Annotated in this window: 20 protein-coding genes; 9 read left to right on the top strand and 11 right to left on the bottom strand. The window is 71.6% G+C overall.

The features are described from left to right. Positions 1–4: 4 nt before the first annotated feature. Complete coding sequence (locus B4E97_RS15550; protein ID WP_286960617.1) at positions 5–733, top strand: hypothetical protein; 729 nt, start codon at positions 5–7, stop codon at positions 731–733. 156 nt (positions 734–889) lie between these two features. Next, positions 890–1,591 carry a DUF3592 domain-containing protein gene (locus tag B4E97_RS15545; RefSeq protein ID WP_422652882.1) on the top strand — a complete coding sequence of 234 codons (702 nt, stop codon included), beginning with the start codon at positions 890–892 and terminating at the stop codon, positions 1,589–1,591. Between the two features lie 291 nt (positions 1,592–1,882). On the opposite strand, the gene B4E97_RS15540 is transcribed toward B4E97_RS15545, so the two are convergent. The 4 genes from B4E97_RS15540 to fgd are packed head-to-tail and all read right to left on the bottom strand — an operon-like array spanning position 1,883 to position 5,207. Then, entirely contained in the window at positions 1,883–2,650 is a 768-nt protein-coding gene (locus B4E97_RS15540; protein WP_286960614.1) for a dihydrofolate reductase family protein, read from the bottom strand. Continuing rightward, positions 2,647–3,273, bottom strand: a complete 627-nt coding sequence (locus B4E97_RS15535; protein ID WP_286955488.1) for a hypothetical protein — start codon at positions 3,271–3,273, stop codon at positions 2,647–2,649. Before B4E97_RS15535 ends, B4E97_RS15540 begins: the two co-directional genes overlap by 4 nt. Beyond that, positions 3,270–4,142: a dihydropteroate synthase gene (gene folP / locus B4E97_RS15530; RefSeq protein ID WP_286955489.1), complete on the bottom strand. Its 873-nt coding sequence runs from the start codon at positions 4,140–4,142 to the stop codon at positions 3,270–3,272. Before folP ends, B4E97_RS15535 begins: the two co-directional genes overlap by 4 nt. 3 nt (positions 4,143–4,145) lie before the next feature. Then, positions 4,146–5,207: a glucose-6-phosphate dehydrogenase (coenzyme-F420) gene (gene fgd / locus B4E97_RS15525; protein WP_286955490.1), complete on the bottom strand. Its 1,062-nt coding sequence runs from the start codon at positions 5,205–5,207 to the stop codon at positions 4,146–4,148. A gap of 90 nt (positions 5,208–5,297) precedes the next feature. On the opposite strand from fgd, the gene B4E97_RS15520 reads away from it, so the two are divergent. Beyond that, the gene (locus B4E97_RS15520) at positions 5,298–6,410 is read left to right on the top strand and encodes a PLP-dependent cysteine synthase family protein (RefSeq protein WP_286955492.1); all 1,113 of its coding nucleotides are present in this window, start codon (positions 5,298–5,300) and stop codon (positions 6,408–6,410) included. Between the two features lie 29 nt (positions 6,411–6,439). Here the strand turns inward: B4E97_RS15520 and B4E97_RS15515 are convergent, their stop codons facing one another. Genes B4E97_RS15515 through B4E97_RS15505 form a run of 3 tightly spaced genes read right to left on the bottom strand, consistent with a single transcriptional unit; the run spans position 6,440 to position 8,048 of the window. Beyond that, a complete protein-coding gene (locus B4E97_RS15515) occupies positions 6,440–7,000 on the bottom strand; it encodes an NADPH-dependent F420 reductase (protein WP_286960676.1) in 561 nt (186 codons plus the stop codon). Further along, on the bottom strand, positions 6,982–7,182 hold the full coding sequence (locus B4E97_RS15510) for an NAD(P)-binding domain-containing protein (protein WP_286960611.1): 201 nt from the start codon (positions 7,180–7,182) through the stop codon (positions 6,982–6,984). Before B4E97_RS15510 ends, B4E97_RS15515 begins: the two co-directional genes overlap by 19 nt. A gap of 59 nt (positions 7,183–7,241) precedes the next feature. Next, complete coding sequence (locus B4E97_RS15505) at positions 7,242–8,048, bottom strand: NADPH-dependent F420 reductase (protein ID WP_286960610.1); 807 nt, start codon at positions 8,046–8,048, stop codon at positions 7,242–7,244. A gap of 172 nt (positions 8,049–8,220) precedes the next feature. Here B4E97_RS15505 and B4E97_RS15500 point away from each other — a divergent pair, with 172 nt between their 5' ends. Together B4E97_RS15500 and B4E97_RS15495 are read left to right on the top strand one after the other, a co-directional pair. After that, the gene (locus B4E97_RS15500) at positions 8,221–9,552 is read left to right on the top strand and encodes an aminotransferase class V-fold PLP-dependent enzyme (RefSeq protein ID WP_286960609.1); all 1,332 of its coding nucleotides are present in this window, start codon (positions 8,221–8,223) and stop codon (positions 9,550–9,552) included. A 77-nt stretch (positions 9,553–9,629) separates the two neighbouring features. Beyond that, positions 9,630–10,136, top strand: a complete 507-nt coding sequence (locus B4E97_RS15495) for a YbaK/EbsC family protein (RefSeq protein ID WP_286955499.1) — start codon at positions 9,630–9,632, stop codon at positions 10,134–10,136. A gap of 8 nt (positions 10,137–10,144) precedes the next feature. Here the strand turns inward: B4E97_RS15495 and B4E97_RS15490 are convergent, their stop codons facing one another. Next, positions 10,145–10,747: a TetR/AcrR family transcriptional regulator gene (locus B4E97_RS15490; protein ID WP_239262909.1), complete on the bottom strand. Its 603-nt coding sequence runs from the start codon at positions 10,745–10,747 to the stop codon at positions 10,145–10,147. 94 nt (positions 10,748–10,841) lie between these two features. Here B4E97_RS15490 and B4E97_RS15485 point away from each other — a divergent pair, with 94 nt between their 5' ends. Further along, entirely contained in the window at positions 10,842–11,348 is a 507-nt protein-coding gene (locus B4E97_RS15485; RefSeq protein ID WP_286955503.1) for a flavin reductase family protein, read from the top strand. A gap of 27 nt (positions 11,349–11,375) precedes the next feature. Beyond that, the gene (locus tag B4E97_RS15480) at positions 11,376–12,698 is read left to right on the top strand and encodes an NtaA/DmoA family FMN-dependent monooxygenase (protein ID WP_286955504.1); all 1,323 of its coding nucleotides are present in this window, start codon (positions 11,376–11,378) and stop codon (positions 12,696–12,698) included. A 153-nt stretch (positions 12,699–12,851) separates the two neighbouring features. Here the strand turns inward: B4E97_RS15480 and B4E97_RS15475 are convergent, their stop codons facing one another. From B4E97_RS15475 to B4E97_RS15465, 3 genes are all read right to left on the bottom strand, one after another. After that, the gene (locus B4E97_RS15475; protein ID WP_286955506.1) at positions 12,852–13,346 is read right to left on the bottom strand and encodes a diadenosine tetraphosphate hydrolase; all 495 of its coding nucleotides are present in this window, start codon (positions 13,344–13,346) and stop codon (positions 12,852–12,854) included. A 250-nt stretch (positions 13,347–13,596) separates the two neighbouring features. Beyond that, positions 13,597–14,142 carry a dihydrofolate reductase family protein gene (locus B4E97_RS15470; protein ID WP_286960606.1) on the bottom strand — a complete coding sequence of 182 codons (546 nt, stop codon included), beginning with the start codon at positions 14,140–14,142 and terminating at the stop codon, positions 13,597–13,599. Beyond that, positions 14,139–14,714 (bottom strand): sugar O-acetyltransferase, encoded by a 576-nt coding sequence (locus B4E97_RS15465; protein WP_286960605.1) that lies wholly within the window; start codon positions 14,712–14,714, stop codon positions 14,139–14,141. The genes B4E97_RS15470 and B4E97_RS15465 overlap by 4 nt, the downstream gene beginning before the upstream one ends. A gap of 56 nt (positions 14,715–14,770) precedes the next feature. Here B4E97_RS15465 and B4E97_RS15460 point away from each other — a divergent pair, with 56 nt between their 5' ends. Together B4E97_RS15460 and B4E97_RS15455 are read left to right on the top strand one after the other, a co-directional pair. Beyond that, positions 14,771–15,166, top strand: a complete 396-nt coding sequence (locus B4E97_RS15460) for a hypothetical protein (protein WP_286960604.1) — start codon at positions 14,771–14,773, stop codon at positions 15,164–15,166. 70 nt (positions 15,167–15,236) lie between these two features. Then, positions 15,237–17,147, top strand: coding sequence for an ABC transporter ATP-binding protein (locus B4E97_RS15455; protein WP_286960602.1), 1,911 nt, complete (start codon positions 15,237–15,239; stop codon positions 17,145–17,147). Positions 17,148–17,230 lie beyond the last annotated feature (83 nt).

Here is a 17,230-nt window from a genome sequence, read left to right as displayed (position 1 = left end):
GACGATGAAGCCGCTCCTGGCAGCGGGCCTCGTGGCCCTCACGATCGCCCTCGCGGGGTGCGGCGGAGGCGATCCGAGCACGACGGGCAGCACCGCTGCGGGGTCATCACCGGCGGGCTCCGCCACGGCCACGTCCACGTCCGCTCCCGCTCCGTCGTCGCCGTCCGAGACCGTCACCATCACCATGACCGCCTCTCCCCAGACCGGTTCGCCATCGACGGCCCCCGGCGGTGCCCCGGCCACCCCGACGCCGCCGGCGCCCGCGACGGCCACCCCCACCTCGAGCTCGGGTGGCCCGTTCACGCTGGCCCGCGCCCTGGCGGCCGTCCGCGACGGAGTCCAGGAGCACGGATACGTCCGCGAGGCGTCGTTCGTCAGCCACGACGGGTCGGTCTATTGCCAGATCGCGTCCAGCGAGGGCGGCGGCGTGTGCGAGCTCACCGACGGCGCGGGGATCGAGGCGCCCGGGGTGTGCGCGGCCGGCGACGGACGCTCTCAGGTCGGCCGGATCGAGGTCGACGAGCGCGGACGGGTCGTCCCCGTGTGCAACTCGGACACCATCGTCAGCGTCGACCCGGCCACCCTCCCACGCCTGCAGGAGGGGCGCGTCGCACAGGTCAAGGGCGCGCCGTGGTCCTGCCTCGACACCGCTCGAGGCATCACCTGCGTCGACCCGCAGGGACGCCGGGCGTTCCGGCTCGGGCGTTCTGGCTACGCGGTGGCCCGCCGCTGACCGCGGTCCCCTAGGGTGGAGGCACCACATCGACCGGGGGGATCATCGTGGAGATCGCTGTCGCACTGTTCGCGCTGGGCTGCGTGGGCTCCGGCACCTGGAGCCTCGCCCAGATCCTTCTTGCGCCGCTGGCGTTGGCCGACCGTCGCCGCGACCGTGGAGGACGTCCGGCAGCTGACGGTGCGGGCCAGCGAGGGTGATCCGATGGGGGTGCCGCACGTCCGCTACCGCTATGCCGGGCCGGACGGCCGCGAGCACGAGGGTGAGGCACGGCTGCCGTCGGCCCTCCCGGTCGAGCCCGGCCAGCCCATCTCGGTGCAGGTGCACCCGCAGGACCCGGGCCGGTCGGTGATCCCTCCCCGTGCGTGGTCCGCCCCGGTCGTGACCGCCGTCCTCCAGGTCGTCGTGCCCGTCGTGGGGCTCGCGGTCTGGCAGGCCACGCGGGGCGGAGGCGGAGGCGGGGGTGACCAGGCGGTCGGCTCGGCCGCCATCTCACTGGCCGGCCTGGCGTTCGCGGGCGCAGCGCTCCACCCGCTCTGGTCCTCCCGGCACTGGACCACGGCGACGGCCACGGTGCTGCAGCTCGCCCACCGCGCGGCGCCGGGAGGTGGCCCCACGCTGGTCGCGGACCTGGAGCTCCAGGACCCGCACGGTCCCCTGCGGCGGGTCTCCGTCCCCTGCTCCGGGGTCCCCCACCTGCAGGTGGGTGACACCGTCGAGGTGGCTGTCGGTCCCGGTCCGCAGGACCTACGCCTGCCTGCTCCCCGGCCCCTCCCTGACCTGTTCGGCGGTGCGGTCGGTCTCATCGTCGCGATCATCGCGGGCCTGGGTGCGTTGTCGTCCATCGCCCAGTGGTAGGCCGTCGGGCCGGGTCGCAGCCTGCACGCCGGGGCTAGGCCCGCGTCCGGCCCGCCGACCTGCCCGACGGGTCACTTCCGGTCGGGTCGCGTGCGAGTTGACCGCTCGGCGTGACCCGACAGATCACGTCCGGTCGGGTGCAGGTGGCGGATGAGGAGCTCGCCGCCCCGACGGGTCACTTCCGGACGGGTGCAGGTGGCAGATGGGGAGGACCGCGCCCCGACGGGTCACTTCTGGTCGGATGGCGCGCGAGTTGACCGCTCGGCGACCCGACGGGTCACTTCCGGTCGCCTAGGGGGCTAGGAGCCAGCGGGTCAGCAGCGTGCCGCTCTCTTCGAGGACCAGCACCGGTCGTATGTCGCGCCGCAGCTCCAATCCCTCGACCAGGCGCGGGCCGTGGCCACCCACCAGCAGGGGCGAGGTGGTGAGGCACAGCTCGTCGAGCACGCCGCCGAGCAGCATCGCTCGCAACAAGGTCGGTCCGCCCTCGCACAGGATCCGGGTGGCTCCTCTGCGGACGAGCTCTCCCCGCAGCCAGACCGGGTCGACTGGGCCCGCGCCACCGACGATCACGTGGGGCTCCCCCAGCTGCCGGACGGCCTCGCCCAGTGCCTCGGCGGGGGCCTGCGAGGTCGTCGCAAGCATGACCGCCCCCGGTGCCGCGCCGAGCAGACCGGCGGGGATCTCGGCCGAGGCACTGACCACGAGCAGGCGGGCAGGCGTGGTCCGGCCCACGGCCCGGCGGCGCACCGCGGCCAGCTCGTCCGTCAGGGGCTGGACCGGCCCGTATCCCTCCGCCCGCGCCGTCCCCGCGCCCACCACCACGACGTCCGCCAGCGCCCGAAGCAGGTCGAAGACGACCTTGTCGGCGGCGTTGTTGATCGTGCCGGTGCGGCCGTCGGCGCCGGTGACCGCGCCGTCGACCGTCGTCACGAAGTTGGCTCGCCACCAGTCCTCGGGCGTCGCGTAGAGCTCGGCGAGCTGGTCGAGGTCACGGACCGGGCCCAACGCTGCACGGTGGTCCAGGACCTCCACCGGTCCCCCGTCGTCGAGGATCACCCGCACGACCACACCCCCACGAGATAGGCCACGCCCCAGCGGTCCTCGTCGAGCAGCACCGTGCTCTGGACGCGACTCTCACCCACCGCACCGGCGAGAACCTGCAGCGGAGCACGCCCGCGGGCCAGCAGGTCGGCGGCGAGCTCCGGCTCCAGGGCGCGCAGCTCGTCCACGTCGCCGTCCCGCAGGGCCGCGCGCCACCGGTCGTCATAGGCGAAGGCACGCTCGTCCAGGTAACCCGGCGCCTTGACACCGCGACGGGCCGACCCGTCGGCGATGACGAGAAGTGCTGTGTCGCCAGGCAGCTCGCACAGCTGTCGACCGAGGCACGCTGCGGCGTCGCGGGTCTCGTCGGGTGCCACGACCACCTCCTGCACCGAGGGAGCGTCGAGCCCCTCGAGCAGCTCACGAGCAACCCTGACGGACAACGGGTCCCGCGTCGTGTGCCGGGCCTCCGGCCCCGGCCCCGCCCCCACGACCACCAACCGGCGCGGCTCCGCGCCGAGCACGAGGGACACCGCCTCGCGACAGGTCTCCCGCAACGAGGCGAATGGGTCTGCGGTGCTGCGGTATTCGCGCAGCAGACCGGCCGGCTGGGGGCAGATCGCGGCCGCCGCGATCACACGAGCCCCCGGACGGTCCGCGCGGGCGCGCGCCGGCCCTGGATCGTCGAGACCATGTCGAGGACCTGACGCGTCTCGGAGACCTCGTGCGCGCGATAGATCATCGCGCCGTGCCACGACGAGATCGCCGTGGTCGCAAGCGTTCCCGTCAGGCGTTGGTCGACGGGCAGGTCGAGCGACTCCCCCACGAAGTCCTTGTTGGACAGCGATACCAGCACCGGCCGGCCGCGGGCGACGAGCTCGTCGAGGCGCCGGGTCACCTCCAGCGAGTGCCAGGTCTGCTTGCCGAAGTCGTGGGCGGGGTCGACGATGATCCGGTCCCTCGCGACACCGGCGCGTTCCGCCCGCTCGGCATAGGCGGTGGTGTCGTCGATGACGGATGCGACGACGTCGTCGTACTCCACACGATGCGGGCGGGTCCGCACCGGCACCCCGCCGGTGTGCGTGCAGACGATCCCCACGTCGAACTCGGCTGCCACGTCGACGAGCTCGGGATCGGCACCGCCCCACGCGTCGTTGAGCAGGTCCGCCCCTGCCGCGCACACTGCCGCCCCCACCGACGCGCGCCAGGTGTCGACGCTGATGATCACCCCGGGGTGGTGCTGGCGGACGGACGCCACGAGATCGACCACGCGAGAACGCTCCTCGGCCTCACCGATCTCCTCGCCCGGGGCTGCCTTGATCCCGCCGATGTCGACGATCTCCGCTCCGGCTGAGACCAACGTGTCCACGCGGCGCAGGGCGGCGTCCTCGGCCCAGGTCGCACCCTGGTCGTAGAACGAGTCAGGCGTCCGGTTGACGATCGCCATCACGAGCCGGTCGTCCGCGGTGAACGAACGACGACCCAGTCTCAGGATGGATTCGCCCATGGGTCAGGCCGACTCGCTGTCGGAGGCGGTCGCCGGCGGCTCGGGCAGCGGCGCGGGAACAAGCTCGCGCAGCGCAGGGAGCACCTGCTCCGCCAGGGACCGCAGGTATCGCTCCTGGTCGTGACCCGGACCGTGCAGGACCAGGTGGTCGAAACCGAGGTCGGTGTAGAAGCGGACCTGCTCGACGACCTCCTCCGGCGTCGAGGCCACGATCCAGCGCTGGGCCACCTGCTCGATGGGCAGGGCGTCGGCCGCGGCCTCCATCTCGGCGGGGTCGTGCAACGAGTGCTTCTGCTCGGCGGTGAGGGACAACGGCGCCCAGAACCGGCAGTTCTCCAGCGCGGCAGCGGGATCCGGGTCATAGGACAACTTGATCTCGATCATCCGGTCGATGCCAGAGGGGTCGCGTCCCACCTTGCCCGCAGCCTCCACGACGGCGGGGACGAGCTTGTCGGCATACAGCTCGCGGCCCTTGCCGGAGGTGCAGATGAAGCCGTCGCCCTTGCGGCCGGCATACCTCGCGACCATGGGCCCGCCGGCCGCGACGTAGACGGGCACGGGAGACTCGGGCCGGTCGTAGACCGTCGCGTCCGTCGTCCGGTAGTAGTCGCCGTCGAAGGTCACGCGCTCCTCGGTCCACAGGCGGCGCATGAGCTCGACGGACTCGCGGAGCCGCGCGAAGCGTTCCTTGAACTCGGGCCAGTCCCCCTGCACCGAGCCGACGGCGATCTCGTTGAGCGCCTCGCCCGTGCCGACGCCGAGGACCAGGCGGCCCGGGTGCAGGCACGCCAGCGTCGCGAACGACTGCGCCACCATGGCCGGGTTGTAGCGGAAGGTCGGGGTCATCACGGAGGTCCCGAGCACGATCCGCTCGGTGCGCGCAGCGACGTGCGCCAGCCACGGGATGCTGGACGGGGCGTGGCCGCCGGTGTGACGCCACGGCTGGAAGTGGTCCGCGATGAACGCGCTGTCGAGTCCGAGCTCCTCGGCCAGGACCGCGTAGTCGGCGAGCTCCCGCGGGGCAAACTGCTCCGACGATGCCTTGTATCCGATGCGCAACGCCATGGTTCGTCTCCTTCGTCGGTGGGTCCGGGCCAACGGGCGGCGCCGTCGCCGGCCCGCTTCACCATAGGGCTGCAGGCTACCCTCGGAGCCATGACCCTGCAGGCCACCGCACGTGACGTCGATCGCAGCGACCCCGCCCGGCGAGCCTGGGTGGCCCAGGCGATCCGCGCGGTCCAGGCCGACGCCAACCGCTCCGCCGACACGCACCTGCTGCCCGTGCGGCTGCCCGAGGCCTGGGGCATCGAGCTCTACCTCAAGGACGAGTCCACCCACCCCTCGGGCTCGCTCAAGCACCGCCTCGCGCGGTCGCTGTTCCTCTACGCCCTGTGCAACGGGTGGGTCGGCCCCGAGACCCCGATCATCGAGGCGTCCAGCGGCTCGACCGCGGTCAGCGAGGCGTGGTTCGCGCGGCTGCTGGGCCTGGAGTTCATCGCGGTCATGCCGCGCTCGACCAGCCAGACCAAGATCGACCTGATCGAGCGCAACGGCGGCCGCTGCGAGTTCATCGACGACCCCGCCACGCTCTACCCCCGCGCCATCGAGCTCGCCGAGCGCCTCGGTGGTCACTACATGGACCAGTTCACCTTCGCCGAGCGCGCCACCGACTGGCGGGGCAACAACAACATCGCCGAGTCGATCTTCGAGCAGATGCGGCTCGAGCCGCACCCCGACCCCGCGTGGATCGTCACCGCCGCCGGGACCGGTGGCACCTCCGCGACCATCGGCCGGCACCTGCGGTATGGCGGACACCTGACCCGCCTGTGCGTCACGGACCCCGAGAACTCCGCCTTCTTCGACGCGTGGTGCGACGCGGACGCAGGCGTCACGACGTGCGTCGGCTCGCGGATCGAGGGCATCGGGCGTCCTCGGGTGGAGCCGAGCTTCATCGCCGGCGTCGTCGACCGGATGATCTCCGTCCCGGACGCCGCCTCCATCGCTGGCATCCACGTGCTGCGCTCCCGCACCGGGTTGTTCGCCGGAGGGTCGACCGGCACCAACCTCTTCGGGGCGCTGAAGGTGGTGTGCGAGATGCGTTCTCGCGGCCAGCAGGGGTCCGTGGTGACGCTGCTGTGCGACGGCGGCGGACGCTACGCCGACAGCTACTACTCACGAGAGTGGTTGTCCCGCAAGGGGCTCGACGTCGACCGGTGGATCCCGACCTTCGAGCGCGCGCTGGACCAGGGCGTCTGGCTCGAGCCTTGATCGCAGCGCGCGCCGAGGGTCCCGCACGCCTACATGAACAGGGCTCGGGACAACCGGGTGCCGTAGTCCGAGTCCGGGTTGGTCGTCCCGTCGCCGACCCGCTCCGCGATGGCCGCGACCGACAGGTCACGTCGCTTCGGCGCCCGGGCCGCGTCGGCCGTCGCCAGCGCGTCCGGCAACTGGGCGCTCGTGAGCTCCGTGCCGTAGGCCGGCGTCCCAGGCTGCTGCCGCCAGGACTCCTCGAGCGAGCCCGCGTCGAAACCGTCGAAGCCGGTGTCCTCGACCAGCGCCATCCCGACCCGGCGACCACGCTCGTCACCAGCCACCGCCACCGCGAGTCGATCCGGGTCGCCGGCAGGCAGGCCCTTGTCGGACAGCGCGTGGCTCCCGATCATGTTCCACGCCTTGACGACCCGGCGTCCCAGCTGCTCCGAGACCCAGAGACTCTCGGCCTGACCTGCCTCGATGCCCTCGATCACACCGTCGCGCTGCGGGTAGTAGTTGGAGGTGTCGACGACGACCGTCTCCTGAGGCAGCTCCCGGATCAGGGGGGCCAGCTGCGGGATCCGGCTCAGCGGGACGGAGAGGATGACGACCTCGGCCCCGCCGACGGCGTCCGGTGCCGAGGCCGCGCGTGCACCGTCCCGAGCAGGTCTGCCTCGATGGTCTCGGGGCCGCGCGAGTTCGCGACCGCGACGTCGTGGCCGGCGGCGCTGAGCTTGCGCACCAGGGTCTTGCCGATGTGTCCCGTGCCGATGATGGCGATCTTCATGTGCTGTCGTTCCTCTCGTCCGTGACTCTGTGGCCGTGCTCCGTCTGCCATGTCCGTGCTCACTGGTAGAGCACGCGGTTCAGCCGCGTGAGGAAGTCCCCGTCGACCGTGCGGGTGGGGTCCTGCGCGCGGTCGGTGATGACCGCTATCGCCAGGTCCCGCCGCCCCGCCGAGCGGTCGCGCTGCGCCGCCGCCAGAGCATCGGGCACCTCCGCGGCCGTGAGGCTGGTGCAGTAGACGGGCGATCCCGGCTGCTGGCGCCAGGACTCGGCGAGGGAGCCCGCGTCGACCGCGTCGAAGCCGCTGTCCTCCACCAGGCCAAGCGCGACGCTCTTGGCGTCCTCACCGTCACCCGCGACCGGGATCGCGGTCCGCTCGGGGTCCCCCGCCTCGCGGTCTCCGTCGACGAGGCGCTGGGCGAGGATGGCGTTCCACGCCTTGAGGACGGGGCGCCCCAACTGCTCGGACACCCACTCGCTCTCGACCTGACCGCCGTCGAGGGCCTCGATCGCTCCGTCGCGGGCTGGGTAGTAGTTGCCGGTGTCGATCACCACGGTCTCGGCGGGCAGGGTGCCGACGATCGGGGCCAGGTCCGGGATGCGGCTCAGCGGGATGGAGAGGATGAGGACGTCGACGTCCGTCGCCGCCTCCTCCGCCGTCACGCCATGGGCGCCGGTCGACGTGACCTCCGCGTCCAGCGTCTCGGGGCCGCGCGAGTTCGCGATCTTGACCTGGTGACCCTTGGTCGGCAGGCGGCGGGCCAGGACGCCGCCGATGTTGCCCGCGCCGATGATGCCGATGTTCATGAGAGACCTCTCGTGGTTGTCGGGTGTCGTCCGAGCAAACGGAGAGATGGTCCGGATCATTCCGACGCGTGCCGCCCGCCTGCTGCCGGGCGGTCGCCGCCATACGGCTCGATCGGTTGTCCGCCTCGACACGTCGACGTCACGCATCGGCCACGGCCCGGCCACCTGGTGGGAGTGGGCTGGTCGCGTGCGCGCTGGAGCGCCGGCGCCCTTGTGCTGGAAGGACATCGACATGGACATCGACCGCCGCCACGTCCTGGCCGGAGCGGGTGCGAGCGCCATCGGCTGCGCCGCCGTCCTGGCCTCGCCGATGCAGGCCCAGGCCTCGTCGGGGCCGGGCCGCCGCCCCCGTCCCATGCCCAAGGCGCCCGACGTCCCCGCTGCCCGGCTGGCCCGGGACGAGCGGTTCTGGGCGAGGGTCCGCGCCGAGTACGACCTGCCCCGCGACTACGTCAACTACGAGAACGGCTACTTCGGCACCACCCCGCGACGCGTCGTGGAGGAGTACAAGCACCACATCGACGTGCTGGCCCGCGACAGCTCCTACTTCATGCGCACGGCCTACCCCGCCAAGGAGCAGGCGGCCCGCGAGCGCGTCGCCCGGCTGCTGGGCGTCTCGGTCGAGGAGATCGCGCTCACCCGTGGCGCCACCGAGGCGCTGCAGAACCTGATCGGCGGCTACAACAAGCTCCGCCCGGGCGACCAGGTGCTGTACGTCGACCCGGACTACGACTCGATGCAGTACGCCATGGACTGGCTCAAGGACCGACGCGGCGTCACCGTCGTCAAGGGCGTCATCCCCGAGCCCGCCACGCACGCCTCGGTGCTCGCGTACTACGAGTCCTTCCTCAAGGCCAACCCCAAGGCCAGGCTCCTCCTCCTCACGCACCTCTCGCACCGCACCGGCCTGGTGATGCCGGTGCGGGAGATCGTCGCCATGGCGGCGGCACGGGGCGTGGACGTGATCGTGGACGCCGCCCACTCGTGGGGCCAGATCCCCTTCACCGCCAAGGATCTCGGAGCCGCGTTCGTGGGCTACAACCTGTACAAGTGGATCAGCGCGCCGCTCGGGATCGGGTTCATGTACATCCGCAAGGACCGGCTGGCCGACATCGACCGCGACCACGGCGACCAGGACTACCCCGCCACGGACATCCGCTCGCGGGTGCACACGGGCACGTCCAACAGCGCCAACCTGCTCTCCCTCCAGGTCGCGCTGGACCTGCACGAGTCCATCGGGGTCGCCAACAAGCACGCGCGCCTGCAGTACCTGCGGGACCGGTGGGTCCGCCAGGTCCGCGACGTGCCGCGGCTGCAGATCCTGACCCCCGACGACCCCCGCATGTACTCCGCGCTCACGTCGTTCAGGGTCCAGGGGCGCGTGACCAAGGCCGACACCACGGCCATGACGGCGTGGCTCATGGAGCGGCACCACATCTTCACGGTGCGCCGCGGGGGCGTGGCGAGGGGTGAGGTCGTGCGGGTCACGCCCGGCCTCTACTCCAGCGCCCGCGACAGCGACCGGATGGCCCGCGCCCTGGCAGAGATCACCCGCGTCTTCTGAGCCCGGCCCGCCATCGCGCCGGCCGAGGGGTGGGCGGCGGTTGGCGGCACACGACTGGTCGTGATGGGCTGGGCCGTATGACGACTGCGCCCGACGCCACCTCCTCCTCCGACCTCCCGCGCCGCGCCCAGGACGTGCAGGCCGCACTGGACGAGGCCGGCGTCGAGAGCCGGGTGCGGGTGCTGGAGGAGCCCGCCCGCACGGCCAAGGACGCAGCGGAGGCGATGGACTGCGAGGTCGGCGCCATCGCCAACTCGCTGGTGATCATGGCCGACGGCGCGCCCATCCTGGCGATGACCAGCGGCGCGCACCGGGTCGACTTCGAGGTGCTCGAGCGCGCGCTCGGCGTCGTCGAGGTGCACATGGCGTCCGCCGACGAGGTGCGCTACGCCACGGGGCAGGTCATCGGTGGCGTCGCCCCGGTCGGGCACCCCGCTCCCCTGCGCACCGTCGTCGACGAGGCGCTGCGGCAGCACGAGCAGCTGTGGGCCGCGGGCGGGACGCCGGACACGTTGTTCCCCATCACCTTCGACGAGCTCGTCCGCATCACGGGCGGCGAGGTCGTGCAGGTCGCCGCCGACTGAGCCGGCTGTCAGGAGGCGGGCGCGGCGCCCTCACCGCTGAGCGCCCAGCCGGAGCGCAGCATCTCTCGCAACCCCTGCTCGACGGACCCGTCCGCAGACTCCGTGCCCGCCGCCCACACGACGGCGAGCGTGCCGAGGTAGAGGTCCCGGCCACGGATCCCCTTGCGCGCGTGGCCGTCTCGCTGCGCCGCCGCCAGGAAGCGGTCGGTGGTGGCTATCACGTCCCGGCAGGTCGGCGCGAGGGGGGATCCCTGCTCGCGCAGCGCCGATCGGAGCGGGTCGGGCAGTCCGTCATACGCCCGCATGAAGGCACTGACCGCCTCGAGCCACCGCTCCAGGGCCACCCGGGAGTCCGACTCGCCGTCCTCGATGGCGACCCGCTCGCGCTCGAGGTCCGGGCTGCGCGCCTCCATGACTGCGGCGACCAGCGCCTCCCGGCTCGGGAAGTGGCGATAGAGGGTGCCCGCGCCGACCCCGGCGCGCTTGGCGATCGCGTCCATCGACACCTCGACCCCCAGGTCCGCGAACCCCTCCTCGGCGACCGCGATGATGTGCGCCCGGTTCCGCTGCGCGTCGGTTCGCGTGGGCCTGCTGGCTGCGGGTGTCGTCATGGCTCTGGATCCCTCTGGGTTGCGTAGCGGAGATGCTCTCCGTATCGTTGATGGTGAAACGGAGACCTTCTCCTCATTCTCCCCTAGGAATCCCATGAAGACCAATCCGCTCCGCGACGCCACCGCCTCCCCCACCCCGGACGCCATGCGGCACGCCCTGTCCGCGTTCCCCACCGGCATCGCCGTCGTGGCCGCGCAGGTCGGGGGGCGGACGGCGGGGATGCTGGCCAGCTCGTTCAGCTCGGTGTCGCTCGACCCGCCGCTCGTGTCGCTGGCCTTCGCCCGCACCTCGACCACCTGGCCGGTCCTGCGGCAGGCCGACCGCTGGGGCATCAGCGTCCTCGGCGACGGGGACGAGTCGCTCATCCGGCCGCTGAGCCGCCCGGCCGACTCCCGGTTCGACGGCGTCGCGACCCACACCGGCGCGGACGGCAGCGTCCTGATGGCCGGCGCCATGGCGACCTTCACCGTCGCGCGGCACGCCGAGATCGATGCCGGCGACCACGTCCTCACGCTCCTGCGGGTGCTCGACCTGCACCGCGACGCCCATCAGTCACCGCTCGTCTTCCACGGCAGCACCCTGCGCCGGCTCGCCGCCTGACCCCCCGACAAAGCCAGAAGGAACCCCATGAGTGACCGTCAGATGATCCTCGGCCTGCAGCTCGGCAACGCCTACGGCTCCCAGGCGATGGCCTGGCGCGCGCCCGGCGTCGACCCGAGCAACTACACGAGCTTCGACGCCCAGGTGCGCTACGCCCGGGCCGCCGAGCGGGGGAAGGTGCAGTTCTTCTTCCTCCCCGACTTCGCGGGCCTCACCAGCGACCTCACCCACGAGGCGCCGATGCTGACCCTCGACCCCCTGCTGACGATCGCCGCCGCCGCCCGCGCCACCGAGCGCATCGGGTTCGTGGCCACGGGGTCCACGACCTTCAGCGAGCCGTACAACCTGGCCCGCCAGTTCAAGACACTCGACATCATGAGCCACGGCCGGATCGGCTGGAACGCCGTGACCACCAGCGACGCCACGGTGGCCGCCAACCACGGCGCCGAGATCGCGCCGCGGCCCGAGCGCTACCAGCGGGCCCACGAGACCATCCAGATCGTGCAGGCCCTGTGGGGCAGCTGGGGCAAGGACGCCTGGCTCAAGGACGTGGAGCAGGGGCTCTTCGCCGACCCGGACCAGATCACGCCGATCAACCTGCAGGGGCAGTATGTCGCCTCGCGGGGCCCGCTGCCGATCCCGCCGTCCGAGCAGGGCCAGCCCGTCATCTTCTCCGCAGGCGGTGGCGAGTACGGCCTCGGCATCGCGGGCCGCTATGCCAGCGGGGTCGTGGGGGCCGCCTACACGATCGAGGATGCCCGCGCCCAGCGCCAGGCCGCCCGCGACGCCGCCGAGCAGGCGGGTCGGGACCCCGACGAGGTGAAGTACTTCGCCGGCGTCATGCCCGCGATCGCCCCCACCGTGCGCGAGGCCGTGGACCGGCGCCTGCGCATCAGCGAGTTCCTCCTGCCGACGCGGGTGCCCTACCTCGGCTCCATGCTGGGCACCCCGCTGAGCGTCTCTCAGATCGACGAGCCGCTCACGGCCGAGCAGCTGTCCGCCGCTCGTCCCAGCCCGTTCGACCCCCGCTCCCCGCGCGCGCTGGAAGTGGCGCGCGAGGGGTGGACGATCCGCGAGATCCTCGCCCACGGTGTCATCGACTACCACCCCACGCCGGTGGGCCCGGCCTCCGTGACGGCCGATCACCTGCAGGAGTGGTTCGAGGCAGGCGCGGCCGACGGCTTCTGGATCTCGATCGACGCCTACGAGGACGGGATCGATACCTTCGTCGACGAGGTCGTCCCGATCCTGCAGGAGCGCGGCCTGTTCCACACCGAGTACGAAGGCACCACGCTGCGCGAGCACCTCGGCGTCCCCGAGCAGTACGGTCTCGACCCGCGCGTCAGCTAGTCCGCGCGCGGCGCACCCCACTGCCTCCGCGCGTGCACAACTGCTGCACAACGAGACGCGCCGCCAACGAATTCCGTTGTGCCCCAACGCGCGGGCTCCGGTGGGGTGCCGTCATCTGCAGCAGTTGTGCACGCCACTGCCCCCGGCCAGGCGCTACCCGTCCAGGCGCACGTCCTCGTGGCGCTGCTCGTCGAGGTGACGCCGGATGGAGCGACGGAGCGGGTCGTGGGCAGGGCCCAACGCTGTCGTCTCGCCATAGAACGAGTCCGGGTCGTAGCGCCATACCGGCAGCCCGACGTGAGCGGCGTCCTCCCACTCATAGCGCGCGAACACGTGTGCGTGCAGGAATCCGTCGGTGTTGCCGAGGATCTCGTAGTTGAGGCGGCGAAAGGCGGAGTCGTGCTCCCGGCACGCTGCCGAGACGGCCTCTCCCAGCCGGTCCATCGAGTCGAGGAACCGCAGCCGTCGTGGCCGTGGCAGGTCCGTGAGCTGACCGATGGTCGGGTCGTCGACGAGCAGGACGCAGTAGCCGGGGAGGAACTGGGCGTCCCCGATCGCGGCGAAGCTCTCTTGGAGGCGGGCGATGACGGTGGGGTTGGCCCCGGCGAGCGCAGCGCCGATGCGGTCCCGCCGCCAGTCCTCGGTCATGCGGCCACCCTAGGCCTCCGTCGTCGCCGGCCCGGATCTGGGTCGCGACGGGCGTGGCGAGGCTCCCCGTGGTTGGGTAACGTGCACAACTGCTGCACATCGGGACGCGCCGCCCGCGAATTCTGTTGTGCCCCAACGCGCAGGCTACGCGGGTTGCCGCTATCTGCAGCAGTTGTGCACGACCACGCCCGTCACCGAGCGCATCGGGCTCGCCGCGCAGGCGTGGGGGCGGGCCAGGCGGATGGGCGGGCTAGGAGAGCGGGCCCTTCACGTCATACGTGGCGCAGACGAACGACCGGTTGCGGGTCACCTCGGTGAGCTCCAGCGCGAATCGCCGTGGGAACAAAGGCCGCCCGGATCCCAGGGTCACGCCGGCGATCGACACGACGAGCTGGTCGAGCAGCCCGGCGTCGGCGAACTGCGCCGCCAGGTCACCGCCCCCGACCACCCACACGTCCTTGCCGTCAGCGGCCTCGACGAGTGCGGCGTACACGCCCCCGACGTCGCCCTGCGCCCACCGCAGGTCGGCGCCGTCGATGCCGGGCAGCTCGGCGTGGCTGAGCACCCAGGCGGGCACGGCGTACGGCCACTGCTCCCCCGCCGTCTCGAGGTGGCGACGCAGCCACTCGTACGTCGTCCGCCCCATGACGAGCGCGCCGACCCCGGCCATGAACGCGTCGTGGCTGTTGGGGCCGGCGTGATCGATGTCCTGGACGAAAAGCCATTCCAGAGAGTCGCTCTCGTCGGCGAGGTAGCCGTCTAGCGTCGTGGCGGTGTAGAAGATCGTGCTGGTCATGCGTCGAAGCCGGTCATGCGGATCACGCGGGCCGGGACGCCGGCGACGATCGCGTTGGCGGGCACGTCCTTGGTCACCACGGCGCCGGCGCCGACGATCGCGCCGTCCCCGATGGTCACGCCCGGCACGAGGGTGACCGAGGCGCCCAGCCAGACCTTGCGGCCGATCACGATCGGCGCGGGGATCATGTCGGCGCGCCGGTCCGGGTCGACGCCGTGGTCGAGCGTCGTCAGCGTGCTGCCGTGCCCGATCAGCGAGCCGTCCCCGATGGTTATGCCCCCGGCGTCCTGGAAGCGGCAGCCGATGTTGATGAACACGTCCTCGCCGAGGTGCAGGTTCTTGCCGAACTCGCTGTAGAACGGCGGGAACACCGCCAGCGACTCCGGCACCGGCCGCCCGGTCAGCTCGCTCATCAGGGCCCGCACCTCCTCGGGGGTGCGGTAGGAGCCGTTCAGCTTCGCCAACGTACGCAACGCCTCCTGGGACGCCGCGTGCATGAACCGGTGCGCCTCCGAACCGTCCTCGATCACGGCACCGCTGTTGCAGTGGTCCAGAAATTCGTGGAGCTCCATGCCCCGAGCCTCGCACTCGTCCGACGCCCGCGCGCGTCGTGATGCAGGATGGACAGATGCTGACGCTGGACCTGGCCCGCCGCCTCGCCGCCGCGGGCGTGCTGTGGGAGCCGCAGCCGGGCGACCGGTTCGCGATCGACGTGGACACCCTCACCGACCAGACCTACTGGATCAGCGACCTCACGATCGAGCTGCACCACTACGCCGACCAGTCCGTGCTCGGCTTCAACGGGACGACCGAGTGGGCCCTGGACTCGGTCGGGCTGGACCAGACGGTCTGGCTGCCGCGCGAGGACCAGCTGCGCGAGCTGCTGGGTGACCGGCTGCGGTCGGTGCACCACGAGACAGCGGCCGTATGGCGTGTCGTCACCAACGACGGGCAGCGGGACCGGCATACGACCAACGTCGACCTCGAGTGCGCCTATGCGGAGGCACTGCTCGACCTCTGCTGAGGGTCCCTGGGAAGAGTCTGACCACCCTCGGTGTTGACCTCATGTCCGCTTGATGTCGTCTCGTGGACGCATGAGCACCGCCACCGAGGAGTCCCCCTTGAGCACCAGCGCCACGGCCGCCACGCGCGCCACCCCCAGCAGCGGGGCGGCCCCCGAGGGGCCGTCAGAGCAGTACGAGCCGCCGGAGCAGGGCATCTTCGCCACGCTGGGCCACATCATCCGCTTCACCTCCGAGCTGCGCCCCTACTACCTGGGCGTCGCGGCCTGCGCCATCGTCACGGCGAGCGCCGGCCTGGCGACGCCCTTCCTCGTCGGCCGGGCCACCGACACGATCGTCGACGCGGTCCAGGACGGACGGGGGACCTCCGTCTTCCCGACGCTGGCGATCCTCACGCTCGCGATCCTCGCGGCCGAGCTGGTCAGCACCGTCGTGTCCAACCTGGGCGGCTACACCGGCGACGTCCTCAGCAACCGGATCCGCGCGATCCTGTCGACGCGCTACCTCGACAAGTTGCTGCGCCTGCCGCAGAGCTGGTTCGACGACGAGATGACCGGGACGATCGTGTCGCGGCTCAACCGCTCGATCACCGAGGTCTCCAACTTCGCGAAGTCTCTGGCCAACACCTTCTTCACCATGCTGATCCAGACGGCGGCGGTGCTGGTGATCAGCGCGATCTACTACTGGCCGCTGGCGGTGCTGCTGGCCGTCGTCTTCCCGACCTATGTCTGGCTCACGGGGCTCACGTCGCGCAAGTGGCAGCGGCTCGAGGCCGACAAGAACCACCACGTCGACACGGCCGGTGGCCGCTTCGCCGAGGTCGTGGGGCAGATCCGCGTGGTGCGGTCGTTCACCCGCGAGCGGCACGAGCTCGACACGTTCACGGACCACTTCATGCGGACCGACAGCACGACCAAGGAGCAGTCGCGGCACTGGCACACGATGGACATCATCCGTCGCGGCGTGCTCAACCTGGCCTTCGCGGCCATGTACCTCCTGATCTTCTGGCGGACCCTCGGCGGCGGCTTCTCCGTCGGCCAGATGGTGCTGCTGATCCAGCTGATCGCCATGGCCCGCATGCCCGTCGAGATGATGAGCTGGGTGCTGGACGCCTCGCAGCGTGCGGTGGCCGGGTCGCGCGACTACTTCAAGGTCATGGCGGCGACCGAGGTCGAGCACGTGCGCGAGATGCCGGCGCTGCCCGCCCGCGCCGAGGGCGACGCCGTCCTCGAGTTCGAGGACGTGCGGTTCGGCTACGGCGACGGTCCGGACGTGCTGCGGGACGTCACGTTCGACATACGGCCCGGCGAGCGTGTGGCCCTGGTCAGCGAGTCCGGCGGCGGCAAGACCACCCTGGTCAACCTGCTCCTCGGCCTCTATCCGCTGCGGGGCGGCCACATCCGCCTCGACGGCGTGGACATCGCCACGCTCCCCCACGACGAGCTGCGTCGCCGCATCTCCCTCGTCTTCCAGGACCCGTCGCTGTTCTCCGACACCGTCGGCGAGAACATCCGCTACGGCCACCCCACCGCCAACGCGGACGAGGTCGCCCTGGCCGCCGAGCGCGCCAACGCCAGCGGCTTCATCGGCGGGCTGGAGGGCGAGTTCGACGCCATGATCGGCGAGCGCGGCCTCAAGCTCTCCGGCGGTCAGAAGCAGCGCATCTCCGTGGCCCGTGCCATGCTCAAGGACGCCTCCGTGCTGGTCCTCGACGAGGCCACCAGCGCCCTCGACACCCGCTCGGAGCGGGCCGTCCAGGAGGGGCTCGTGCAGCTCATGGCCGGCCGCACCTCGCTGATCATCGCCCACCGCCTCTCCACCATCGCCGGCGTCGACCGCATCGTGACGATCAAGGACGGCCGGGTCGACGAGATCGGCTCGCCTGCCGAGCTGTCCACCTCCGGTGGCGTGTATGCCGAGCTGCTCGCCATGCAGCGCCGCGGCGAGGACTCGTACCTCAACGCGTACCAGACCGCCCAGTGATCACAGGTGCACGTGGGGGGCTCCCCACTCGTTAGTGTCACTTGACGCCTAAGTGATGCTAACGCCCCCGGAATCCCCAGCTG

This window comes from Arsenicicoccus sp. UBA7492 (genome assembly GCF_002479615.1).
GTDB classification, from domain to species: Bacteria; Actinomycetota; Actinomycetes; order Actinomycetales; family Dermatophilaceae; genus Arsenicicoccus; species Arsenicicoccus bolidensis.
This window is presented reverse-complemented; position numbering and strand designations above follow the sequence as displayed.